This is a genomic window from Rhodococcus sp. NPDC059234, from assembly GCF_042754225.1.
In the GTDB taxonomy this organism is placed as follows: domain Bacteria; phylum Actinomycetota; class Actinomycetes; order Mycobacteriales; family Mycobacteriaceae; genus Rhodococcus_G.
This window is the reverse complement of sequence record NZ_JBHZAH010000060.1, coordinates 1-23,607: the sequence shown is the minus strand read 5'-3', so window position 1 is coordinate 23,607 and position 23,607 is coordinate 1. Positions and strand designations below refer to the sequence as shown.

General features: G+C 68.4%; 23 protein-coding genes. 7 read left to right on the top strand and 16 right to left on the bottom strand.

All coding sequences use genetic code 11. The annotated features are described in order from the left end of the window. The first annotated feature begins 115 nt into the window (after positions 1-115). Positions 116-2,353: an NADP-dependent isocitrate dehydrogenase gene (locus ACFXGJ_RS14360; RefSeq protein ID WP_378620799.1), complete on the top strand. Its 2,238-nt coding sequence runs from the start codon at positions 116-118 to the stop codon at positions 2,351-2,353. A gap of 152 nt (positions 2,354-2,505) precedes the next feature. Here the strand turns inward: ACFXGJ_RS14360 and ACFXGJ_RS14355 are convergent, their stop codons facing one another. Next, complete coding sequence (locus ACFXGJ_RS14355; protein WP_378620796.1) at positions 2,506-4,083, bottom strand: AMP-binding protein; 1,578 nt, start codon at positions 4,081-4,083, stop codon at positions 2,506-2,508. Between the two features lie 139 nt (positions 4,084-4,222). On the opposite strand from ACFXGJ_RS14355, the gene ACFXGJ_RS14350 reads away from it, so the two are divergent. Continuing rightward, positions 4,223-4,981, top strand: a complete 759-nt coding sequence (locus ACFXGJ_RS14350; RefSeq protein WP_378620794.1) for an FAD-binding oxidoreductase — start codon at positions 4,223-4,225, stop codon at positions 4,979-4,981. Between the two features lie 17 nt (positions 4,982-4,998). Here ACFXGJ_RS14350 and ACFXGJ_RS14345 read toward each other — a convergent pair whose 3' ends face one another. The 4 genes from ACFXGJ_RS14345 to ACFXGJ_RS14330 are packed head-to-tail and all read right to left on the bottom strand — an operon-like array spanning position 4,999 to position 7,622. Then, complete coding sequence (locus tag ACFXGJ_RS14345) at positions 4,999-5,640, bottom strand: Dabb family protein (protein ID WP_378620791.1); 642 nt, start codon at positions 5,638-5,640, stop codon at positions 4,999-5,001. After that, the gene (locus ACFXGJ_RS14340) at positions 5,633-5,980 is read right to left on the bottom strand and encodes a hypothetical protein (RefSeq protein ID WP_378620788.1); all 348 of its coding nucleotides are present in this window, start codon (positions 5,978-5,980) and stop codon (positions 5,633-5,635) included. The genes ACFXGJ_RS14345 and ACFXGJ_RS14340 overlap by 8 nt, the downstream gene beginning before the upstream one ends. Before the next feature lie 5 nt (positions 5,981-5,985). Then, entirely contained in the window at positions 5,986-6,819 is an 834-nt protein-coding gene (locus tag ACFXGJ_RS14335) for a mycofactocin-coupled SDR family oxidoreductase (RefSeq protein ID WP_378620785.1), read from the bottom strand. Positions 6,820-6,821: 2 nt separating this feature from the next. Beyond that, positions 6,822-7,622 (bottom strand): mycofactocin-coupled SDR family oxidoreductase, encoded by an 801-nt coding sequence (locus ACFXGJ_RS14330; protein WP_378620783.1) that lies wholly within the window; start codon positions 7,620-7,622, stop codon positions 6,822-6,824. 204 nt (positions 7,623-7,826) lie between these two features. On the opposite strand from ACFXGJ_RS14330, the gene ACFXGJ_RS14325 reads away from it, so the two are divergent. Then, positions 7,827-8,111, top strand: coding sequence for a putative quinol monooxygenase (locus ACFXGJ_RS14325; RefSeq protein WP_378620780.1), 285 nt, complete (start codon positions 7,827-7,829; stop codon positions 8,109-8,111). 136 nt (positions 8,112-8,247) lie between these two features. After that, on the top strand, positions 8,248-9,123 hold the full coding sequence (locus ACFXGJ_RS14320) for an SDR family NAD(P)-dependent oxidoreductase (RefSeq protein WP_378620776.1): 876 nt from the start codon (positions 8,248-8,250) through the stop codon (positions 9,121-9,123). 81 nt (positions 9,124-9,204) lie between these two features. On the opposite strand, the gene ACFXGJ_RS14315 is transcribed toward ACFXGJ_RS14320, so the two are convergent. From ACFXGJ_RS14315 to ACFXGJ_RS14290, 6 genes are all read right to left on the bottom strand, one after another. After that, positions 9,205-9,696, bottom strand: coding sequence for a nuclear transport factor 2 family protein (locus ACFXGJ_RS14315; protein WP_378620773.1), 492 nt, complete (start codon positions 9,694-9,696; stop codon positions 9,205-9,207). Positions 9,697-9,790: 94 nt separating this feature from the next. Next, positions 9,791-10,543 (bottom strand): ABC transporter ATP-binding protein, encoded by a 753-nt coding sequence (locus ACFXGJ_RS14310; RefSeq protein WP_378620771.1) that lies wholly within the window; start codon positions 10,541-10,543, stop codon positions 9,791-9,793. Further along, positions 10,540-12,399 carry an ATP-binding cassette domain-containing protein gene (locus tag ACFXGJ_RS14305; RefSeq protein WP_378620768.1) on the bottom strand — a complete coding sequence of 620 codons (1,860 nt, stop codon included), beginning with the start codon at positions 12,397-12,399 and terminating at the stop codon, positions 10,540-10,542. The genes ACFXGJ_RS14310 and ACFXGJ_RS14305 overlap by 4 nt, the downstream gene beginning before the upstream one ends. 1 nt (position 12,400) lies before the next feature. Beyond that, on the bottom strand, positions 12,401-13,258 hold the full coding sequence (locus tag ACFXGJ_RS14300; protein ID WP_378620764.1) for a branched-chain amino acid ABC transporter permease: 858 nt from the start codon (positions 13,256-13,258) through the stop codon (positions 12,401-12,403). A gap of 64 nt (positions 13,259-13,322) precedes the next feature. After that, positions 13,323-14,540 (bottom strand): ABC transporter substrate-binding protein, encoded by a 1,218-nt coding sequence (locus ACFXGJ_RS14295; RefSeq protein WP_378620761.1) that lies wholly within the window; start codon positions 14,538-14,540, stop codon positions 13,323-13,325. Between the two features lie 233 nt (positions 14,541-14,773). Further along, on the bottom strand, positions 14,774-16,411 hold the full coding sequence (locus ACFXGJ_RS14290; RefSeq protein WP_378620759.1) for a flavin-containing monooxygenase: 1,638 nt from the start codon (positions 16,409-16,411) through the stop codon (positions 14,774-14,776). Between the two features lie 137 nt (positions 16,412-16,548). Here ACFXGJ_RS14290 and ACFXGJ_RS14285 point away from each other — a divergent pair, with 137 nt between their 5' ends. After that, complete coding sequence (locus ACFXGJ_RS14285) at positions 16,549-17,313, top strand: hypothetical protein (RefSeq protein ID WP_378620757.1); 765 nt, start codon at positions 16,549-16,551, stop codon at positions 17,311-17,313. A gap of 4 nt (positions 17,314-17,317) precedes the next feature. Here the strand turns inward: ACFXGJ_RS14285 and ACFXGJ_RS14280 are convergent, their stop codons facing one another. Further along, positions 17,318-18,481, bottom strand: coding sequence for an FAD-binding oxidoreductase (locus tag ACFXGJ_RS14280; protein ID WP_378620755.1), 1,164 nt, complete (start codon positions 18,479-18,481; stop codon positions 17,318-17,320). A gap of 250 nt (positions 18,482-18,731) precedes the next feature. Here ACFXGJ_RS14280 and ACFXGJ_RS14275 point away from each other — a divergent pair, with 250 nt between their 5' ends. After that, positions 18,732-19,868 (top strand): nitric oxide synthase oxygenase, encoded by a 1,137-nt coding sequence (locus ACFXGJ_RS14275; protein WP_378620809.1) that lies wholly within the window; start codon positions 18,732-18,734, stop codon positions 19,866-19,868. Positions 19,869-19,895: 27 nt separating this feature from the next. Here ACFXGJ_RS14275 and ACFXGJ_RS14270 read toward each other — a convergent pair whose 3' ends face one another. Further along, positions 19,896-20,561: a response regulator gene (locus ACFXGJ_RS14270; protein WP_378620753.1), complete on the bottom strand. Its 666-nt coding sequence runs from the start codon at positions 20,559-20,561 to the stop codon at positions 19,896-19,898. A gap of 328 nt (positions 20,562-20,889) precedes the next feature. Between ACFXGJ_RS14270 and ACFXGJ_RS14265 the strand changes: the two genes are divergently transcribed. Continuing rightward, complete coding sequence (locus tag ACFXGJ_RS14265; protein ID WP_378620751.1) at positions 20,890-21,363, top strand: hypothetical protein; 474 nt, start codon at positions 20,890-20,892, stop codon at positions 21,361-21,363. Positions 21,364-21,465: 102 nt separating this feature from the next. Here the strand turns inward: ACFXGJ_RS14265 and ACFXGJ_RS14260 are convergent, their stop codons facing one another. From ACFXGJ_RS14260 to grpE, 3 genes are all read right to left on the bottom strand, one after another. Beyond that, positions 21,466-21,867: a heat shock protein transcriptional repressor HspR gene (locus ACFXGJ_RS14260; protein WP_378620749.1), complete on the bottom strand. Its 402-nt coding sequence runs from the start codon at positions 21,865-21,867 to the stop codon at positions 21,466-21,468. Between the two features lie 32 nt (positions 21,868-21,899). Further along, complete coding sequence (gene dnaJ / locus ACFXGJ_RS14255; protein WP_378620747.1) at positions 21,900-23,087, bottom strand: molecular chaperone DnaJ; 1,188 nt, start codon at positions 23,085-23,087, stop codon at positions 21,900-21,902. 34 nt (positions 23,088-23,121) lie between these two features. Next, on the bottom strand, positions 23,122-23,607 hold a 486-nt coding region (grpE, locus tag ACFXGJ_RS14250; RefSeq protein WP_378620745.1), incomplete at its 5' end, for a nucleotide exchange factor GrpE.

Sequence of the window (23,607 nt, the reverse complement as noted above, 5' to 3'; positions counted from 1 at the left end):
TCGCGGACAACACCTGCGGCGTGGTAGGAGGTAGGTGCCACTACAACCACCCCGTGGCTCAGATGAGACGCGAACACAGAACGCGCCTAGCCGATATCGGAGCAATGAAAAAAATATGAGCGTGGAACAACCAACCATCATCTACACGCTGACCGATGAAGCGCCGATGCTCGCCACGCATGCCTTCCTGCCAGTGATCGAGACCTTCGCCGAGGCAGCCGGGATCAACGTCGAGACCTGCGACATCTCCGTCGCCGCCCGCATCCTCGCCGAGTTCGGCGACCACCTGACCGAAGCACAACGAGTACCGGACAACCTGGCCGAACTGGGCCGGCTCACGCAGCTGCCCGACACGAACATCATCAAGCTGCCGAACATCAGTGCCTCGGTCCCGCAGCTGCTCGCGGCCATCAAGGAACTCCAAGCGCACGGCTACGGCATCCCGGACTACCCCGAGAACCCGAAGTCGGACGAGGAAACCGCGATCAAGGACCGGTACACCAAGTGCCTGGGCAGCGCGGTGAACCCCGTCCTTCGCGAGGGCAACTCGGACCGGCGCGCCCCCAGGGCGGTCAAGGAGTACGCCCGCAAGCATCCGCACAGCATGGGCGAATGGTCGCCGGCCTCGCGCACGCACGTCGCCCACATGCGGCACGGCGACTTCTACAACGGCGAGAAGTCGATGACCGTCGACGGCGACCGCGACGTCAAGATGGAGCTGCTGACCACCAGCGGCAAGACCATCGTCCTCAAGCCGAAGGTGTCACTGACCGACGGCGACGTGATCGACAGCATGTTCATGAGCAAGAAGGCGCTCGTCGAGTTCTACGAGGAGCAGATGGAGGACGCCCGCAAGACGGGCATGATGTTCTCCCTGCACGTCAAGGCCACGATGATGCGGGTGTCGCACCCGATCGTCTTCGGGCACGCCGTGAAGGTCTTCTACAAGGATGCGTTCGCCAAGCACGGCGAACTGTTCGACGAGCTGGGCGTGAACGTCAACAACGGGCTCTCCGACCTCTACGCGAAGATCGAGTCGCTCCCCGCATCCAAGCGCGAGGAGATCGTCGACGACCTGCACAGGTGCCACGAGAACCGGCCCGAGCTGGCGATGGTGGACTCGGCGCGCGGCATCTCGAACTTCCACTCCCCCAGCGACGTCATCGTCGACGCGTCCATGCCCGCGATGATCCGCGCCGGCGGCAAGATGTACGGCGCCGACGGTCGGCAGAAGGACACCAAGGCGGTGAGCCCCGAGTCGACGTTCTTCCGGATCTACCAGGAGATGATCAACTTCTGCAAGACCAACGGCGCGTTCGACCCCACCACCATGGGCACCGTGCCGAACGTCGGCCTGATGGCGCAGAAGGCGGAGGAGTACGGCTCGCACGACAAGACGTTCGAGGTCCCCGAGGCCGGCGTCGCCAACATCACCGATCTCGCCACCGGAGAGGTTCTGCTCACCCAGAACGTCGAGGAGGGCGACATCTGGCGCCTGTGCATCGTCAAGGACGAACCCATCCGTGACTGGGTGAAGCTCGCCGTCACCCGCGCCCGCAACTCCGGCATGCCGGTCGTGTTCTGGCTCGACCCCTACCGTCCGCACGAGAACGAGCTGATCGCGAAGGTGAAGACGTACCTGTCCGATCACGACACCGAGGGCCTCGACATCCAGATCATGTCGCAGGTGCGCGCGATCAGGTACACGATGGAGCGGCTCATCCGCGGGCTCGACACCATCTCGGCCACCGGCAACATCCTGCGCGACTACCTCACGGACCTGTTCCCGATCCTGGAACTGGGTACGAGCGCGAAGATGCTCTCCATCGTGCCGCTGATGGCCGGTGGCGGCTTGTACGAGACCGGTGCCGGCGGTTCCGCTCCCAAGCACGTCAAGCAGCTGCTGGAGGAGAACCACCTGCGCTGGGACTCGCTCGGCGAGTTCCTCGCACTTGCCGTCAGCCTCGAGGACCTCGGCAACAAGACCGGCAACAAGAAGGCGACCGTCCTGGCCAAGACCCTCGACGCCGCGACCGGCAAGTTGCTCGAGAACGACAAGGGCCCGTCCCGCACCACCGGCGAGCTGGACAACCGCGGCAGCCAGTTCTACCTGGCCATGTACTGGGCCGAGGAGCTCGCCGCGCAGACCGAGGACGAGGAGCTGCGCGCGCACTTCGTTCCGCTCGCGGAAGCGCTCACGAAGAACCGGGACGCGATCGTCGGTGAGCTCAACGACGCGCAGGGCAGCCCGGTCGACATCGGCGGCTACTACGCGCCGGACGCCGACCTGACCACCGCGGTCATGCGCCCGAGCGCGACGTTCAACGACACCTTGGCGGCTGCGCGCGGCTGACCCGTACGTGCTCGACGAGCAAGGCCCGCACCCCGTCCAGGCGGTTGCGGGCCTTGCTCGTCGGCACTGATCGGGTTCGGCGGCCCGGCTCCCGGCGCGTCCGGCTCGTGCGCGGTCTCCGGGTGCGGGGACCGCGCACGGTCGCGGAGCAGCTACACCGAGCGCGCGGCACCCTCCCAGTACCGCGCCCGCAGGGCCTTCTTGTCCAGCTTGCCGAGCGGGGTCAGCGGCAGGGTGTCGACGAAGTCGACGGTCTTCGGCGCGTGCACGGCGCCCTTGGCCTCCTTGACCAACGCGGACAGGTCCGCCGCCTCGACGGTCTGCCCGTCGCGCAGCACGACGCAGGCCTTGACGGCCTCGCCCCACTTCTCGTCGGGCACCCCGACCACCGCGACCGACGCGACTGCCGGGTGCGCGGAGATGACGTCCTCGATCTCCCGCGGGAAGACGTTGAACCCGCCGGTGACGATCATGTCCTTCTTGCGGTCGACGATGAACAGGAAGCCGTCCTTGTCCGCCCGGGCGATGTCGCCGGTGTGCAGCCAGCCGCCGCGCAGCGCCTCCGCCGTCTCCTCCGGCTTGTTCCAGTACTCCTTCATCACCAGCGGGCCGCGCACGCAGATCTCGCCGAGCTCGCCGCGGGGAACCTCGTTCAGGTCGTCGTCGAGGAGCTTGACGTTGAGCCACGGCACCGGACGCCCGCACGACGCGAGCCGCTCCAGGTCCTTCGGGTCGTGCTCCTCCTTGCGCAGCACCGAAATCGTCATGCCGCACTCGGACTGGCCGAAGTACTGGAAGAAGATCGGGCCGAGCCTGTCGATGCCCTCCGCCAGTCGCGTCGGCGACATCGCGGCGGCGCCGTAGAACAGCGTCTCGAGGCTCGACACGTCGCGGGTCGCGAGGTCGGGGTGGTCGAGCAGCATGTAGATCATCGTCGGCACCAGCATGGTGGAGGTGATCTTGTACTTCTCGATCGCCTCGAGCACCGCCGCCGGCTCGAATGCCGGGAGCACCACCAGGGAACCGCCACGCAGCAGGGTCGGCACGAAGAACGCCATGCCGGCGTGCGAGAGCGGCGTGCAGGCGAGGAAGCGCATCTCGTCGGGGAACTGCCACTCCGCCGCCTGGATCTGCGGCAGCGTGACCCCGGACGCGAAGGTGTTCACGACCCCCTTCGGCTTGCCGGTGGTGCCGCCGGTGTAGACCATGCTCGACGCGTCGTCGCCGTCGACGTCGGCCGCGACCAGCCGTGCGGGCTCGAATCCCTCTGCCAGGGCGAGGATGTCGATGCCGACCTCGGACGGGCCGAGGGAGAAGAAGTTCTTCAGCGTCGGGACGGCGGCCTTGAGCTCGGCGGCGCGCGCCTCGAAGGCGGTCGGGTCGAAGATCAGCGTCTCGATCTCGGCGTCGCCGAGGATGTACGAGTGGTCGTCGACCGACCCCATCGGCGCGAGTGCCGTGTTGCGGCAGCCGAGGATCATCTGCGAGCCGACGCTGATGAGCACCTCGGGCCGGTTCTTCGACAGCATCGCCACCGTCGACCCCTTGCCGATGCCCTGCGAGGCGAGCGCCTGCAGGAAGCTGCTGATCTGGTCGCGCATCTGGCCGCCGGTGAGCACGACGTCGCCGAGATAGAGCGCGGGGCGGTCGGCGTTGCGGTCGAGCGCGGTGATCAGCAGGTCCGCCAGGAACTGCGGGCGGTGCAGGTCGGCGAGCTCGTCCGTGGTCATGTGTTCTCCGCTCTCAATTCGATCAAGGCCGTGGGCCTCGCGTGGGCTGCCTCACACACTAGATCGAAAACTGACACATGTTCTAGTGGCAATTTCGTTCGCGCAGCCAGACTCCATTTCCCGACTAGGCTCTGCTCTCATGCAGACCGAGGACGACCAGCAGCAGGACCTGTGGACCGCGACCGTGGTCCAGCACCATCGGCTGCGCCAGGACCTGGCCGTGGTCCGGCTCGAGGGCGAGTTCGTGCCGTTCACCGCCGGCCAGTCCGTCGCGGTGACCGTGCCGCAGAATCCCCACGTCAGTCGCAGGTACTCCCCGGCCCTGCCGCCGTCCCTCGACGGCAAGCTGGAATTCCACGTCCGCACGGTGCCCGCCGGCTGGATCAGCGGCGCGATCGTCGCCGACACCGCCGTCGGCGACCGATGGCAGATCGACGCCCCGACCGGGCGCCTGTCGGTCGATCCGGCTGCCCGCGAGGTGGTGATGATCGCGGGCGGAACGGGGTTGGCGCCGCTGCGCGCGCTGGTACTCGCCCTCGCGCAGCGGCAGGACCCGCCGCGGGTGTACCTGTTCGTCGGCGGTCGCACCCCCCGCGACCTCTACGCCTCGGACATGCTGTGGATCCTCGATCAGCAGTTGGACTGGCTGACGGTCATCCCGGTCGTCGAGGAGGTCACCGACCCCGACCGGGCCGACGAGTGGCACGAACGCACCCGCGTCGACGTCGGATTCGGCGACGACTTCCTCATCCAGGGCACGCTTGCCGACGTGGTCACCTCGTACGGCGCGTACAAGAACCACCAGGTGCTCGTGGTCGGGTCACCCGCGATGGTGCGGGCGACCGTCCGCGCCCTGGTCGACACCGGCACCCCGGCGGGAGCCATCCAGGTCGGCTGACCGGCCCGACCTGCGCGCTAGACGATCGATCCGTCCAGCGCGCAGAAGCTGTGGCACACCCGGTCCCGAACGATGATCTCCGGGCATTCCGGGTCGAACCACCGGTCGACGTGGGCCCAGTGGACGGGGTGCGAAAGGTACTGCCCCGTCAGCCCGTCGAGTTCCGTGAACTCCTGTTCCCACACGTGGGTCCACTGCGAGGCCCCCTCCGCACGCAGCACCCGGCCGAGTTGCCAGGCGCGCATCGTGGGAACGTAGCGCGGCATCCGCAGCAGGTCTGCCTCGAACCGGTCGACGACGGCGGCCGAGGCGTCGGGACTCACCCGCAGCAACAGCGTCCGATACACGCCGCCGACGGCCGCCGATCCGGTGGCGCCCGGGGCCTCCCCGCGGTACTCGACACCGTCCACGTGCTCGACGACCGCGGGATCGAGCGCGTCACCGACGACCGATTCCACCGCACGCCACTGCCGGTCGTCGTCGAACTGCAGATGCGCGATCACGTCGCCGCCGTTGCGCGCGCCCTCGAGCGTCGGGGCGACCAGGAATCGGTGTGCGCCGACATCCGCGGCGGCCTCCCGCACACCCTCGGTCAGCCGCGCCCGGGCCTCGTCGCCTGCGCCGTCCCGGAAGTGAATCAGCTTGGTGACCTTATACATCGGACAACCCGTCGACGTCCTCGGCCGCGGAGGCCATCGAGCGGGAGCGCTCGACGACCAGCTGGTCCACCTGCGTCCACCACTGCCCCAGCCCGGGGTCCGGTCTGCCGCGCCAGGTCATCCGCCACCAGGCGTCGACGTCGTCGAGCGACCAGGTGACGGTGATCGTGTTCGATTCGTCGTCGAACCAGATCGGCGGGCTGACCAGCATGTGCTCGAGCGTCATGCCGCGTTCGCGCGCGCCCGGCGCGTACTCGGCGAGGTAGGCGTCGACGAAGTCCCGGGCGCGTCCCGGCCGGGTGACCACTCGGTCGATCACGTACACCTTCCCGTCGGCCATGTCGGTCAGCGCCGGGTGCTGCCGGCGTCCACCGGGAGGGCGACCGCGGTGATGTAACGGGCCTCGTCGGACGCCAGGAACAGCGCGGCATTCGCGACGTCCACCGGTTCGACCCAGGGCACGTCGAGCATGTTCATCGACACCGCGGACTCCGCGAACTCCTCCCGTGTCGGCGGGCGGTCGAGGTCGGGCCGGAACTTCGATCGCACCATGTCGTTCTGGATCATGGTGGTGTCCACGTTGGTCGGATGCACCGTGTTGACACGAATACCGTTCGGCGCCAGTTCCTTTGCCATCGACCGCATCAACCCGACGACGCCGTGCTTCGCCGCCGTGTAGTGCGCGACGCCGACCAGCCCGCGCAGCCCGGCGATCGAACTGGTCAGGATCATCGACCCGCCGCCGCGGGCGATGAGGTGCGGCGCGGACACCGCGCAGGTCTGCCACACGCCGGTGAGGTTGACGTCGAGCATGGTGTTCCACGTCTGCTCGTCGAGGTCGAGCGCGGGAGCCGAGGAGGTGATCCCCGCGGTGGCGCACACGATGTCGAGACCGCCGAACTGCGCGACGCCCTCGTCCACCGCCGCCGCCAGCGACGCGCGGTCGCGCACATCCACCTCGAATGCCGCTATCCGCCGACCGGTTTCACGCACCAGACGCTCGGTCTCGGCGAGGTCCTCCCTGGTCGCCGGCGGGATGATCACCGTCTCGAGCGGGCCGCACACGTCGACCGCGATGACGTCGGCACCCTCCTGCGCGAAGCGCAGCGCCTGCGCTCGCCCGATGCCTCGGGCCGCACCGGTGACCAGCGCGACCTTGCCTGCTACCCGTGCACTCATGCTCACACCTTCTCCGTCAGGCCGGCGTCGACCACCAGCTGGGTTCCGGTGATGTACCGGGCGTCGTCGGAGACCAGGAACAGCAGTGCGTTGCTCACGTCCTCCGACTCGACCCACGGCACCGGGAGCAGGTGGTTGCGTGAGAGCACCTCCATCACGTCCTCGGCGGTGGGATTCTCGAGGTCGGGTCGCAGCCGGGCGAAGGTCGCCGGGTTCAGCGTCATCTTGGTGCCGACCGCACCCGGAAGCAGGGCGTTGACGCGAATCGAGCGCGGCCCCAACTCGTTTGCCAGGGTCCGCATCAACCCGATCACCGCGTGCTTGCTGGCCGAGTAGTGCGCCGCGCCCGCGACCGCCTTGACGCCGGCGGTGGAGCTGACGATCACCACGGACCCGCCGTCCGCACCGATCGCCGGTACCGCGGCCTTGATCGTGTGCCAGGCCCCGGTGAGGTTCACGTCCAGCGAACGCTGCCACACGGGCTCGTCGATGGTCCAGGCCGGGCCGGGGTTGTCGCAGATGCCCGCGTTCGCGACGACCACGTCGAGCCGGCCGAACTCACCGACGCCGCGATCCACACCTGCCTGCACGGCGGCGAGATCACGCACGTCCGCGCCCGCCGACACCGCGCGACGCCCGTGCTCGCCGACCAGGCGGCAGGTCTCGGCCATATCCGCCTCGGCGCCCGGCAGGTCCAGCACGATGATGTCGGCACCCTCGGCCGCCAGCCGGACACAGTGGGCGCGCCCCATCCCATTTCCGGCACCGGTCACGAGTGCGACCTTGCCCTGCATACGAGACATCGATGTCCCCTTCCACGTCTGCAGTGGACGCTAGGCGCGGCGCCGCGCTCCGACCACCAGCGCTCCCGCGCAGCGGGAGGTCCGGATGTCGCGGGGACGAACCTCCGCGAGCATGACCTGACCGCGACGGAAGTCGATGCGAAGTAGCGGTTCTCCGACCGGAGTGCATCGACACACTCACACCGAATCCCCGAAGGAGCCGAAGTGCACACCGCATTCATCCGCGTCAAGGTGAACCCGTCCGCAGCCGACCGCGCCGCCCGCGCCATGCGCGACCTGGTCGCCCCGACCCTGGCCGAACCCGGGTGCCACACCTACGAGTTCTACCGGGATCTCGACGACCCGTCGCTGTTCCACTGCTTCGAGCACTGGACGTCGCGTCAGGCACTCGACGACCACGGCAGCACCCCGCACGTGCAGTCCTTCCTCGCGGAGTTCGGCCCGGTCATCGAGCGGTGGGAGTCCAACCACACGTCCGCGCTCGGCTGACCGCACCGCCCGCATTTCCCGTCCACCGGGACACGCGATATCCGCACCGGCTGCCGCCCTGTGTGCTGAGGTGTGATGTGGCGCACGGTGCCGACATTCGTCGTCGTGCATCCAAAGAACCGTCATACCAACAGATATGGAGGCAATCGTGGGACTGGGCGCGAACAGAGTCGTGGTGGTGACCGGTGCGAGCCGAGGCGCGGGCAAGGGCATCGCGCTCGCACTGGGGGCGACCGGAGCGAAGGTGTACGTCACCGGCCGCACCCGGTCGGAGGGCGACTCGCCACTGCCCGGCACCGTGTACGCGACCGCGGAGGAGATCAACCGGCGCGGCGGCGTCGGTGTGCCCGTGATCGTCGACCACTCCGACGACGAGCAGGTGCGAGCCCTGTTCGACCAGGTCAAGCAGGAGGAGGGCCGACTCGACATCCTCGTGAACAACGCCCTGAACGTGCCGGACGGGCTCACCCTGAAGGGCCCGTTCTGGGAGAAGCCGCTGTCGCTGCAGGACGTGCTCGATGTCGGCATGCGCTCGACCTACGTCTCCAGCTACTTCGCCGGCCCCCTGCTGGCGGCGAACGGGGAGGGCCTCGTCGTCAACACCTCGTCGTTCGGCGGCGCCTGCTACATGCACGGGCCCGCCTACGGGGCGGGCAAGGCCGCCGTCGACAAGATGGCACACGACATGGCCGTCGACTTCCGGCCGCACAACGTCGCGGTCGTCTCGCTGTGGATGGGACTGCTCAAGACGGAACGCACCATGGCCGCCTTCGCGGCCGACCCCGCCGCCTACGACGGGCTGGCCGCGACCGCCGAGTCCCCCGAGTTCACCGGCCGGGTCATCGACGCACTCGCCCGCGACCCGGAGTTGATGAACCGGTCCGGACGGGTCCTGATCGGCGCCGAGGTGGGCGAGGAACTCGGCGTCGTCGACGTCGACGGCAATCGCCCACCGTCGCACCGCCCGTTCCTGGGGAACCCGCCGGTGTTCAGCGAGACAGTCGTCGACTGACGGGCGACGCGAGAACCGATCCACTGCACCCGGACCCACCGGCCGCGAGGCGGACGGGTCCGGGCGCAGTGGATCGACCCGTCAGTACGAGTAGAAGAGTCCGCGGTCGCGTCGCACCGCCTGCTCGCTCCGGTGACTGATCCGCCAGCCCTCGGCCGTGCGCCGGTACGCGACGGTGTAGTGGCCGGCGACATGGGCGTGCCGGGTCTCGGACTCGGACTGGGATCCGGAGCGGAACTCGAAATGCACCCGGGCCGAGGCGGTGTCGCCCTCCAGCGTGATCGACGGCGGACTGAGCAGGTGGATCCCCGTGGTGTGGGCGGTGAAGTCGGTGCAGAACCGGTGCAGCTCGGCACGTCCCCGGAGGACGATCTCGGGAGCGTCACCGACCGCCACCACCTCGAAAACCCCGTCCTCGCAGAACAGTTCCGACCACGCCCGCGCGTCACCGGAGTCCCAGGACGGCGCGTAGGCGCCCTCGAGCTGGAGGATGGCGAGGGTGTCCTCGACGGCACCGAGCCGTTCCTCGAACGACCCGGTGACCGGCACCGGCGGACTGGGAAACGTCTCCATGTGTGACTCCTCCTCGGTAGACGCGATGAATGGGGGTTCGTTGCTCAGCTCCGGTTCCGGAGTGAGACCCGAACCCCCATCCATCGCCGTAGGGCTACACGCGACCGAAGTACGCGTCCTTCAGCACGGCGAGGTCGTCGATGTCGCCCGCCTCGGCGTCCATCACGACCTTGCCGATGTCGAGCACGGTGACGTGGTCGGCGACGCTCATCGCGGCCTCGACCGCCTGCTCGACGAGCAGCACCGCCAGGCCCGCCTCCTTGAGCACCTGCACCCGCTCCATCACCTCGTTGACGATGACCGGGGCGAGACCGCCGGACGGCTCGTCGAGCAGCAGCAGCGACGGCTCGGCCATCAGTGCCTGCCCGATCGCCAGCATCTGCTGCTGCCCACCGGACATCGACCCGGCGAGCAGCCCGCGCTTCTCCCCCAGGATCGGGAACAGCTCGTAGATGCGCGCCACCTCGTCCTTCAACGCGGACCGGCGCATCTTGCGGACATATCCGCCGAGAACGAGGTTCTGCTCGACGGTCTGCCGGTGGAAGACCCGCTTGCCTTCCTGGACATACGCCATGCCGCGGCGCACCCGTTGGTGCGCAGGCACCTTCGAGACGTCCTTGCCGTCGAACTCGATCGACCCCGCGGAGACCTTGTTCAGCCCGGAGATCGCCCGCAGGGTGCTGGTCTTGCCCGCGCCGTTGCGACCGAGCAGAGCCGTCACCTTTCCGGGCCACACGTCGAGGGACACGTCCCAGACCACACGCAGGTCGCCGTACCCGGACTCCAGGTTCCGCACGCTCAGAAGGGGTTTCGCGGATGTAGAGCCGGAGACGGGCAATGCAGTCATGACTTCACCTCTTCGGAGAGGGCGGATTCTTCGTCGGCGATCGTGCGCGCGCCGCTCTCCTCGACGGTGACGCCGAGGTACTCACTGAGCACCCGTGGATCGTGCTCGATCTCGGCCGGGCTCCCGTCCGCGATGACGGTGCCCTGAGCGAGCACCACGATCCGGTCCGCGAGCTCGAGCACGAGCCGGAAGTTGTGCTCCACCAACACCACCGTGGCCCCGGCGTCACGCAGGCCGCGGATGATGTCCGCGAGCCGTTCCACCTCGTCCTCGTCCAGACCCGACGCCACCTCGTCGAGCAGCAGCACCCGCGGCTTCGCGACCACGGACCGGGCCACCTCGAGCAGCCTGCGCATGCCCAGGGGCAGCGCGGTGGCGGTCTCGTCGGCGAGGTGCGCCATGCCCACCATCTCAAGCGCCCGCTGCGCCTCGGCGAGGTCCGCCGCGCGAACCTTGCGGAACCGCGGCAGCCGCAGCACGGTCGAGAACATCGACGCCCGATCGGTGCTGTACCGACCGGAGGCGACCGCCTCGAGGACGGTGACGTGCTCCGGGATGTTCGGGGTCTGGAAGGTGCGGGCGACGCCGACCCGGGCGACTCGGTCCGGGGACAGTCCCTGAACCTCGGTGTCACCGATCAGGATTCGTCCGGAGTCCGGCTTGTAGAACCCGCAGATCATGTTCAGCGTGGTCGTCTTGCCGGAACCGTTCGGTCCGATCAGAGCGGTCACCTGCCCGGGCCGAGCACTCAACTGGACATTGCTCAGCGCCTGGTTGCCGCCGAACGCCTTGGAGATGCCGTCGACCACGAGGGGTTGCCCCTCCATCTGCTCCATCGGCGGCAGTTCCGCGTTCGCACCTGGTTCGACGGCGCGAGCACCGGACAGTCCGGCCGCTCGGTCGAGCTTGGCGAGGCCGGCCTTGCCCAGTTTGGCCAAGCCACCGCTGAGCAGCACACCGCCGACGATCAGGAACCCGCCGTAGAACACGAGCGCGTACTGCTGGAAGTCCGACGCCTGGTTGGGGCCGAACTGCATGATCGCCGCGCCGATCAGGGCGCCGTACACGCTGGCGGCACCACCGAGGATGCAGGCGGCGAGAACCGCTGTGGCGAAAGTGAATCCGAATGCCTCGGGTGAGACGAACATGTCGATGTTCGCGAACAGCGCTCCCGCCAGGCCGGCAGGAAAGGCACCGATCGCATAGCCCAGCAGCTTCATCCGGAACACCGAGACGCCCACGGACGACGCCAGCACCGGGCTCTGCTTGAGGGTGCGGAAGGCGATGCCGTGGCGGGACACGACGAGGTTGCGCATCACCGCGAACCACGAGATGGTCACCACGACGATCACCAGGTAGAACTCGTTGTTCGCAGGATCGAGGACGTGGCCGAACAGGGTGGCAGGCTCGATGCCGCTGAGCCCGTTCCGACCGCCGGTGGTGTCCCCGAAGATCGCGATGATGTCGGGGACGAGCAGCACCAGGAAGAACGAGGTCATGGCCAGCGACCAGCTGCCCAGACGCAGGCCGGGGATACCGGTGACGATGCCGACCGCCAACGCGACCAGACCGGACGCGACGAGCTGCACGACGATGTCCGTGTATCCCGCGATGGACATCAGTCCCGCGGTGTAGGCCCCGGCGGCGTACATCGCGGCCTGCCCGAGGGCGAGTTCGCCCGCGTACCCGAGGCTGAGGCTCAGGCCGCTGACCACCAGGGCCATGATGCACGCCAGCTGAACCTGCCGGGTCATCGCGAAGCCGAGACCGAGCGCCGGCAGCAGCAGGACGACAATGCCGAGGGCTAGCGGGTAGATCCAGCTCGGGACAGCTCTCAGTGAACGCCAGACTGTCATCTCACACCACCCGTTCCCGGACACGACCGAACAGTCCGGCCGGCCGGACCATGAGGATCACGATGAGAACCACGAACACCGCGATGTTGCTGTAGGCGCTGCCCAGTTCCAGCGCGGCGTAGGACTCGACGAGGCCGACGGTGAGGCCACCGACCAACGCACCGGGCAGGGAGCCGAAGCCACCGATGGCCAAGGCGACGAATCCCTTGATGGCCAGCGCGGAACCGAGTGTGGCCACCGCGAAAGTCTTGGGCCCCACGAACAGTCCCAGGAATCCGGCGAGGGCACCGGACGCGGCGAACGCACCGAGCGCGAGCGCACGGACGTTGACGCCGCGCAGCATCGCGGCCTCACGGTCCTCCGAGATACCCAGGAGCGCAAGGCCTGTCACGGTCCGCTTGCTGAACTGACCGAGCACCACCACCAGCACGACCGCCACCACGAGCAGGGCGATCTCCACGGGATAGGTGCGGCCACCGAGCAGGGTGATCGGTTCGTTGGACCCGAAGAACGGCACGGTCAGGGGTTCGCTCCCCCAGATCAACTGCGTCGCACCGCTGATCAGGGTCGCAACACCCAAGGTCGTGACCAGTTGGTTCTGGTGGTCTTTCACCGGCCGAACCGCGATGACTTCCTCGAGTCCGGCCAGGATCATCACCGTCACCGTCGCCATCACGGCGACGACGAGGACGGGCAGTTTCAGGGTCACCAGACCGGTGTAGGCGACGAAGGTGCCCACCATCATCAGCTGCGCCTGCGCGAAGTTGAAGGTGTTGGACGAGACGAAAACGATGTTGTAGCCGATCGCAACCAGCGTGTAGACGGCGCCCAGTGCGAGGCCAGACCAGAGAATGGTCATTTCTCCACTCCTCACGACGGTGCGGCCGCGAGGGCGGCCGCACCGTCAGCAATCAGGGGATCGATCAGGCGGCCGGGTTGCCGTACTGCCCGTTGAGCAACTTGCTCGGCGGCACGAACCGGTAGCCGTCGTCGGTCAGGTTCGGAGCGTGCGAATCCGCGGTGTAGTGGTAGCTCGGCAGGAACGCGGTCTTGGCGGTGTCGAGGACCTGCTGGTCCTCGAGAGCCTCCGCGAGCTTGGTTGCGTCCGAAGATGATCCGACCTTCGCGGCGGCCGCGGCGACGAGGCCGAACGGGTCGTAGTTGTCCGCCAGGATCAGCGTCGACGGGATCTGCCCCTTCGCCGCCATAGAGGTCACCATCGCGTTCACGGCGGTGTCGTTGGCGTCGAAAACGGTGCTCGGGAACATCTGCATGACGAGGTTCGCGGTGGCGGGAGTACCGAGCACGCCGTCGGGCGCCGGCTTGGCCACCAGCGCGGTGCCGGAGACCGAGGTGTTGCCGATCAGGGGGATGTTCCAGTCCAGGCGCTGCAGGCTGGTCAGCAGGTACCCGAGCGGCGCGCCGTAGGCATCGACCACGAGCGCCTGCGTGCCCTTGTTCTTGAGCGACTGGAGCTGCGCGGTCATGTCGAGGGCCGCGATGTCGTACTCCTCCGAAGCGGTGGCGCTGACGCCCTCCGACGCGAGCGAGGACGCCATCGACTTTCCGAAGGCCTCACCGTAGGCGCTGCTGCCGTGGATGACACCGACCTGCTGGTAGTTCTTGCTCTTCGCGTAGCGCGCGATCGATCGGGCGTAGTCGGCGGGCGAAGGCGAGAGATCGAAGTTCAGCGGGAATTGAGTTGGGTCCGAAGAGTTCTCGGTAGGACCGACGTTGAACGACAGAATCTTGCTCTGCTTGAGGATCGGCAGGGTCGCGGCCGACACCGTCGACGGGCCCGAATTCAGGTACAGGTCGGGCTTCGCGCCGGAGGCAACCGCCTCGCGCAGGTTCGACACCGCCCGCGTGGCATCGCCGCCGTCGTCGACCACGGTGAGTTCGACCTGGCGACCGCCGATTCCGCCGTTGGCGTTGATCGCCTCGGCGCCGGCCTTCGCGGCGAGGATCGAGGTCTGGGAGTTTGCTGCCAGTGCACCCTGGCCGCTCATGGCGCCGGTGACGAGCACCCGGTACGGGCCGTCGGATCCCCCCTCCGCTCCGGAACTCGATCCGGAGCAGCCCGCGAGCGCGACCGCGGAGACGGCGAGAGCGGCCACGAGAACGCGATGCCGATTGTTCATGCAGGTCTCCTCAAGTTGAATAAGCAAGCATTTGCTTGGGGAAGCGTAAGGGTGTGACCTAGCTAACGTCAACCTCGTTCCCGTGAGCTGGGATACGAAAGGCGTTAAACTGCAACACGTTTCAGAAATCTGCCTCCAGATACGACAACACGCTGGACACCATCCCTTGGTGCCCAGCGTGTTTCGTTGTCCTCGACCTCTACGCGGTCCCGGTCAGTTCCGGGACCGGACGGTCACTCGCCTGCTTCGATGATGTCGAATCCCTTGTAGCCCGCGGCCGCAACGTCGGCGATGATCTGGCCGTACACACCGAACCCGCCGAGGAACGGCATGAACACCCGCGGACGGCCGGGGATGTTCGCGCCCACGTACCAGGAGTTCGCGGTCGGCATGAGGGTGGCCGCGGCCCTGTCGGTGCACTCCTTCACCCAGTCCGCGACCGCTTCGGGCCGGGCCTCGATCGCCTTCGCGCCGTGCGCGTCGAGGTGGGCGATGGCGTCGGCCACCCAGTTCACGTGCAGCTCGGAGTGCAGCACCATGTTCGCGAGGACGGAGACACTGCCCGGCCCGGTCATGTTGAACAGGTTCGGGAACCCGGCCACGGACAGACCGAGGTAGGTCTGCGGTCCGGCGACCCAGGCTTCCTTCAGGGTCTCCCCGCCGCGGCCGACGATGTTGAGCTTGTCCATGGACCCGGTCATCGCGTCGAACCCGGTCGCCAGGACCAGGGCGTCGAGGTCGTAGCGCTCGCCGGTGGTCTGCACACCCGTGGCGTCGATGCTGTCGATCGGCGTCGCCTTGAGGTTCACCAGGTTCACGTTGTCGCGGTTGTAGGTCTGGTAGTAGTTCGCGTCCGTGCAGATCCGCTTGGTGCCGATCGCGTGATCCTTCGGAATCAGCAGCTCGGCGACCTCCGGGTCGTCGATGACCGCGCGAACCTTCTCCTCCCAGAAGACGCGGGCGGTGTCGTTCGCCTCGAGGTTGACCACCTGGTCGGGGAAGGTCTTGCTGAACAGCACGCCGCCGAGCCGCCACCGCTCCTCGTACGCGTCGCGCAGCTCCTGCTCGGACACCTCCAGCGCCGACTTGGGGTTGGCCAGGTGCGGGGAGCCGCCACCGCTCTGGAAGGACAGCGCCCGCCGCTCGGCGTAGTTCGCCTTCTGCCGAGCGCGGTCCTCGTCGGAGAGCGGCACGTTGCCGGCCGGCACGCTGTAGTTGGCGCTGCGCTGGAACACGTACAGCTGCTCCGCCTGCTCGGCGATGCACGGGATCGCCTGGATCCCGGAGGACCCCGTCCCGATCACGCCGACCCGCTTGCCGGTGAAGTCCACGCCCTCGTGCGGCCAGTGCGCGGTGTGGTACACACCGCCCTCGAACGAACCGAGGCCCGCGATGTCGGGGATGTTCGCATTCGACAGGGGTCCCACCGCGAGGACGACGAACCGCGCGGACACCGCGTCACCGGCGTCGGTACGCACCTCCCACCGCAGCGTCGACTCGTCGAGCACGATGTCGGTCACCCGGGTGCCGAACCTGATGTCGCGACGGAGGTCGAAGCGGTCCGCGACGTGGTTGGCGTACCGCAGGATCTCCGGCTGGGTGGCGTACTTCTCGCTCCAGTCCCATTCCTGCTGCAGCGCCTCGTCGAACGAGTAGGAGTAGTCGACGCTCTCGACGTCGCAACGCGCGCCCGGGTAGCGGTTCCAGTACCAGACGCCGCCCACACCGTCGGCTGCCTCGATCACCTGCACGCGCAGACCGTCGCTGCGGAAGCGGTGCAGCGCGTACAGCCCGGCGAAGCCCGCTCCGACGACGACGACGTCGACCTCGGACAGATCTGATCCCGCGGATGCTGGAATAGGGGCGCTCACGATGTCTGCCTTTCGCTGGTGACTACTGCGAATGACGCTATGGGCGTGCCCGCCCACCGACTACGGCCTCTCCCACTGACCGGACGACCACCGCCAGGCTCCCGTTCAGCGGACGGCGGCCGCCACGAACGAGGATGATGACCCTGGTGACCGGCGACGAAGACGGGTCGAACGCCCCGCACGAGGACCGTCCGCCCAGCCGCGCCAAGCGTTGGGAGTACGGCAAGTTCGGCGGCGAGCACGCGCCCGTGCCGGGCTGGTTGCGCCCGCACCTCGCCGAACCACGCTGGTCGATGATCGCAGTACTGCTGGTGGCGGTGATCCTGCAGCTGCTGCTGCCGGATTCGTTCGTGCTGCGGCCGCGCTCGGCAGCGCCCGCGATCGAGCTCGTCCTGTGCGTGATCCTGCTGATCGGCAATCCCGGTCCGGTGCACGACCGCCATCCCGCACTGCGCCCGATTTCCCTGGCACTGATCAGCGTCCTGGCCGCGACGAACGCGGTGTCCACCGTCCTGCTGCTCGACGCGATCCTCACCGGCAGCGTGGTGACGGCGGACAAGATTCTCGCGTCGGGCGCCTCGATCTGGCTGACGAACATCATCGTCTATGCGCTGTGGTACTGGGAGTTCGACCGCGGTGGCGCCGCCGCGCGCGCCGGCGTCCGCAGCCAGACCCCGGACTTCCTGTTCCCGCAGATGGCCGACGCCCGCCTGGACCCGGACTTCCGGCCGACGTTCCTCGACTACCTCTACGTCTCGTTCACCAACGCGACGGCGTTCTCGCCCACCGACACGATGCCGCTGTCGCGGTGGGCGAAGGTGCTGATGATGTCCCAGGCGGTCGTCTCGCTGGTGACCGTCGGCCTGGTCGCCGCGAGGGCGGTGAACATCCTTCCGAGCTGACCGGTCAGAACAGCGGGTCGTGGCGGATGTTCTCCGTCGGGGTGCCCTTGGCCTGCAGGCGGAACTTGGTGGTCTGGATCATCGACGCCGATCCGACGATCTGGATGTCGCGGTCGGCCCAGTCGCCGAACTCCGCCACCACCTCCCCGACCTTCCCGGTGATCCGCTGGTACATACCGGGCGGCGGGGTGGGGATCGGGTCGAAGTGCCACCACGGGTTGGTGTCCTCCTGGGACACCGGGATCACCGTGAGCCACGGGTTCGTCTGCGAGAGCTGCCAGAGTGTCTCGATGTCGTAGAGGTCGCACGGATAGGTGCCGGCCACGAACAGGTGCACGCGCGGGTTGTTGCCGCGCATGGCCATCTCCATCACCTGTGCGCGCAGGGGCGCGATACCGGTGCCCGACGCGATCATCAGCATGTCGCGCTCTCTGGTGCGGTCCACCCCGAGCGCGCCGAGCGGCGATCCGATGGCCCAGGTGTCGCCGAGGTTCGTCTGGCCGACCATCGCCGGGCTGACCCAGCCACCGGCGACACGGCGCACGTGGAACTCGATCTGACCCTGGTCGTTGGCCGGGATCGCGGGCGAGAGATAGCGCCACATCCGCGGGCGGCCGGGGACGCTGACGCTCACGTACTGGCCGGCGCCGTACTGCATCGGCTGGTCGAGCTGCAGCCGGACCACCGCGACGTCACGGAGCACCTGCTTGTGCTCGACGACGGTGCCGATCCAGGTCCGCGGGCCGGTCTCCGAGTTGGCGGCGGTCATCATGGTCGAGGCGATCAGGGCGATGGCCTCACGCCACGCGAGATCGACCTCCTCGGTCCAGATCTCGGAGCCCGCGAAGTTCTGCAGGGCCGTGATCAGGGCGTTGCCGACGGCGATGTAGTGCGCGTCCTCGACCCCGTACTTGCGGTGGTCGCGGCCCAGCTGGCCCAGGAACGGCAGGATCGACTCGGGCTCCTCGAGCTTGTCGATGACGTACGCGATCGCCCGGACCAGACGGTCCCGCTGGACGTCCATCGCGGCGGGGAAGAACTCTCGGGCCTCGGGGTTCCGCGCGAACAGGATCGCGTAGAACGACCTCGTCAGCTTCTCGGGACCGTCCTCGACGGCCGCGACGGCCTTGAACGTCGTCCGGACAAGCGAAATTGTCGTTGAGTCCACTGCAGAGTCCCCGTTCCGCACACAAACCGCGACCTGTCGCGTTCCGGCAGGTCGCGGGGCCCCTCACGGCGGTCGCCGATGGGTCGTTGGCGAGTCTAGGCGACGACCACCCTGGATGGAAAGGGACGGTGGCGGCATAGTCGTGAAAGAATCACATGTCACACAAGCACCAGTGGTTTCACGTGATACTGCCGGCGCCCACAGAGAACGGAGCCAGACAGCCGTGGCCATTTCCTTCGGGGAGGAATGCCTGCGTGACCGAGATGTCGCGTCCAGGCCTGCCCCCACTTCCGACGAACTCGACCGCCGACTACGCGAGTGCGCCGACTTCTTCGCGCAACCGGAGCTGGCGCACCTGTCGCCGTCGCGTGCTGCCGAAGTGCTCGACGAGTTCGCCCTCACCGGTCGGTACGAGCACACCGCCGAGGAACTGCTCGTCGGCGCGAAGCTCGCCTGGCGCAACCACGCGCGCTGCGTCGGCCGCAACCACTGGCGCACCCTCAAGCTGCTCGACGCACGGCACGCGGTGACCGCCGCCGCCCTCGCCGAGGCATGCTGGGAGCACCTGCGGATGGCCACCAACGGCGGCGCCCTGCAGTCGGTGATCACGATCGGACCCCGCCCACTGCCGGACGGGCGCGAGTACCGCATCGTCAGCCCCCAGCTGATCCGGTACGCGGGCTACCGCCAGGCCGACGGAACCGTCGTCGGCGACCCCTGGCACGTCGAGCTCACCGAGCAGGTGACGCGCCTCGGCTGGCAGGGCGAGGGGACCGCCTTCGACGTGCTGCCACTGCTCATCTCCGTCCCCGACGAGCCGCTCCAGTGGTTCGAGGTGCCACGGGAGCTGATCCTCGAGGTCCCGTTCGAGCATCCGAACTACAAGTGGTTCGCGAAGCTGGGCCTGAAGTGGCATGCGGTGCCCGCGGTCTCGAACATGGACCTCGAGATCGGCGGCCTCACCTACCCGTGTGCGCCGTTCAACGGCTGGTACGTCAGCACGGAGGTCGGGGCGCGCAACTTCTCCGACACCGACCGCTACGACATGCTGCCGACGATCGCCCGCAAGCTGCGGCTCGACATGAGTTCGGACCGGACGCTGTGGAAGGACCGGGCGCTGGTCGAGCTGAATCGGGCGGTGATCCACAGCTACCGGCAGGCCGGGGTGATCATGGTCGACCACCACACCGTCGCCCGGCAGTTCCTCGACTTCGTCGACCGTGAGGAGAAGGCGGGCCGCGCGTGCCCCACCGACTGGTCGTGGATCAACCCGCCGATGTCCGCGTCGCTGACGCCGACGTTCCATCGGCTCTACGACGAGCCGGACCTGGACGTGCGGCCGAACTTCGTGACCCGGACGACGGGTTCGGGCTGCCCGGTCGCCTGACCGGACTCGCGGCGAACCCTCGGTCGCTCACTCGAGCAGCCCTCGGCGCATCGCCTCGGCGACCGCCGCCGCGCGGTCGCCGACGCCGAGCTTCTCGTACAGCCGTTGCACGTGGGTCTTGACGGTGGACGGCGCGAGATACAGCTCACCGGCGATGGCCGGGATGCTCATTCCCCGCGCGATGTGCCCGAGTACCTCCTGCTCGCGGGCACTGAGCGCGGGGCCGGTGGGTTCCGCGCGCCGCCGCACCTCCCCCGCCAGCCCGACGGCCAGGTCCGCGGGCAGCACGTCACGGCCGCGCGCACAGTCCAGGACGGCGGCGACGATGGCCGAACGGGTCGACTCCTTGGGCAGGAAGCCCGCCGCCCCCTCCTGCAGGGCCAGGTACACGATCGCGGCCTCGTCGTGGGCCGACAGCAGCAGCACCCGCGTACCGAGATCGTCACGTCGGACCGCGGCCGCGACCTGGGTTCCGTCCAGGTTCGGCATTCGATAGTCGAGCAGGGCGACCTGTGGACGGTGCTCACGGATGAGCGCCAGCGCCGCGGCGCCGTCGTCGGCCTCGCCGACCACCTCGACCAGCCCGCTCCCGACCAGCGCGCGGACCACACCGTCGCGGAACATCGGGTGGTCGTCACCGACGACCACCCGCACCTTCTCGACGTTCGTTCCCCCGGACCCGAGAACGGCCATGTCCCAGCTTCTCACGCGAGCACACCCGTGAACAGGCGATTCGCCGGATGCGCCCGGCGACATCGGTGGGAGCGGGTCCCCCGATCGGGGGACGCGAATTCATCCGTCCCGGAGCCCGGTCGGCGGACAGACCCGACAACGCCGCGGACGGATAGTTGTCTCATCGCCTCGAGCGGCCGGCCAAGACAGAACCTCGTCGACCCTCCCGACCGCTCGGGCACCACGACCTCACGGCCCGAGGGGGCCGTCATGCACCCCGCGTGCGTGGCGGTCCCTTCACAGTCCAACTCAACTCGTCCGGACCGACACCACCGCAGGAGAATTCGCCATGATCATCACCCCGAGCCACCGCCTCGCCCGCTACGCCGTCCTCCCGGTCGCCGCCCTCGCCGTCGCAGGCACGGCCCTCGCGACGACGGGTGTCGCCGGCGCCGGCACGCTCCCCACCGACGGACCGACGATCGCGATGACGATCACCAACGCGACCGACTCGCCGATCGTGCTGCAGGGGTCGTCGAACCCGTACGGGCAGTGGATCAGTGCGCCGCGCGGCTTCGTCGCGCCGCACACCACCGAGATCGTCACCGCGCACAACACCGATCCGAACGGTGTCGGAGTGGACGTCACGTACGCGATGCCGGGCGGAGCCCATGCGGTGTTCGCCGCGAACAACTATCGCGGGGCCTCGTCGCTCGACGGCACCAGGATCACCGGCACCCCCGGTGCCTACGGCATCAACCCCACCCTGGACACCGGATACCCGAACATGAACGCCGGGTACATCCTGGTCGGGCACGCCTGATCGGCGCTCGGCCGCACCGGCACCACAAACGCGATCTCCCCGATGTCACACCGGTTCGACCTGAGCGAACGAATGTGACATTGGGGAGATGGGGGCGGAGGTTCAGCGCTGGTGGCGCGGCTTCCACACCACGAGCGCGTTGTTGCGGGGCAGGGGGACCAGGTCACGCCGGTAGCCGGCGCTGAGTTGCGCTATCTCCTGGGCCATTTCGGCGACCCTGCGCTGCAGACCCTCGACCTGGTTGGTGAGTTCGATGATGCGCTTGATCCCGGCCAGGTTGACGCCCTCGTCCTGGGACAGCCGCTGCACCTCACGCAGCAGCGCCACATCGCGCGGCGAGTACCGGCGGCCGCCGCCGGTCGTGCGGTGCGGGGTGACCAGCCCCAGCCGGTCGTAGTTACGCAGCGTCTGCGCGTGCATGCCTGCCAGCTCGGCCGCCACGGAGATGACGAACACCTGCGCGTCGGGGTCCGGTGGGGTATCCCGATTCGATTGTTCCGACATGGCTCACCTCCGTCGAATCGACTGAGCGGACATCACGCGCCCGCCCATCCCTCTCGGGGATTGAATCCGCTGGCCTTCTCCGCATCCAGGTATGCATGCAGGGCCGCGGTCGCATCGTCGTTCAGGTTCTGCGGCACCGCGACCTTCACGGTGACCAACAGGTCGCCCGCACCGCCGCCGCGCTTGGGTACGCCGCGCCCACGCACCCGCAGGATGCGGCCGTCCACGGTTCCGGGCGGCACCTTGACACCGACGCGGCCTTCGAGGGTCGGCACGGACAACGTGGTCCCGAGCACGAGCTCACCGAAGCTGACCGGGACGATGACCGTGAGATCGTCGCCGTTGCGGCCGAAGACCTTGTCCGACTTGACGTGAACGGTGACGTACAGGTCACCCGACGGCGCGCCGCGCAGTCCGGCCTCGCCCTGCCCGGCGAGGCGGATCTTCTGTCCGTCGCTCACCCCCGGCGGAATCCGGACGGTGATGCTGCGGGTGCGGTTCTGCACGCCGGTACCGTGACAGTCGGTGCAGGGGTCGTCGATGATCGAGCCGGTGCCCCGGCAGTCGTCGCAGGGTTCGCTGAACCCGAACGCGCCCTGGTTGCGGCTGACGATTCCGGATCCGTTGCAGCGCGGGCACACCCGCGGGCTGGTGCCCGGCTTCGCGCCACTGCCGTGGCAGGTGGTGCACGAGGCCGGACTGGTCAGGCGCAGCGGCACGGTCACGCCCGTCGCCGCCTCGCGGAACGGGAGGGTGGTCTCGGCCTCGACGTCCTTGCCGCGCTGCGGCCGGGACGGTGCGGCGGTGCGACCGCCCCGGCCGCCACCGAAGAGTCCGCCGAAGATGTCGCCGATGCCGCCCTCGGCCGCGCCGCCGGCGCCGCCGAACAGGTCACCGATGTTGAATTCGCCGCCGCCGAATCCACCTCCACCGGTGGAGTACTCGGCGCCGGGCGGGAATCCGCCGCGACCGAAGCCGCCACTGGCGAACAGTCGCCGCGCCTCGTCGTACTCCTTGCGCTTGGCCGGGTCCGAGAGCACGGCGTTCGCCTCGCTCACGGCCTTGAAGCGCTCCTCGGCGGCGGTGTCGCCGGGGTTGGCATCGGGATGCAGGTCCCGAGCCAGCTTTCGGTAGGCCTTCTTGATCTCGTCGGCCGAGGCGTCGGAGGAGACGCCCAGGTCCTTGTAGAAGTCCTTCTCGATCCACTCCCGTTGGCTCACCGGGCGTCTCCTCCTCTCGTTGTTTCCTGTGTACCTACTGCTCGGACTCCGACGGCGCAGGCTCGCCGTCGGTCACCGTGACCATCGCGTGCCGCAGCACCCGATCCCCGAGCCGGTATCCCTTGCGCAGGACGGTGCCGAGCACCGGGTGGTGTCCGTCGCCCTCCATCTGCACGGCCTCGTGCAGATCCGGGGCGAACTCGTCGCCCTCGTCGCCGAACGCGACCAGTCCGATGCCCTCGAACACGCTGGAGAGCTTGTCCGACAACGCCTTCAGCGGACCCGTTTCGAGGTCACCGTGGGCGCGGGCCCGGTCCAGGTCGTCCGCGACGTCGAGGAACTTGGTGACGATCGCGACCTTCGTGTTCTCGACCGCCTCGGCCTGCCGGATCTTGAACTTGCGCAGGTCGTTGGCGTGGTCGGCCTTCGCGTAGCCCAGGTCCTTGACCGCCTGGTCCCGCTCCACGATGGCCTTGGCGAGTTCGTCGACCTCGATCTCGGCCGCGGCCCCGGCCGCCGC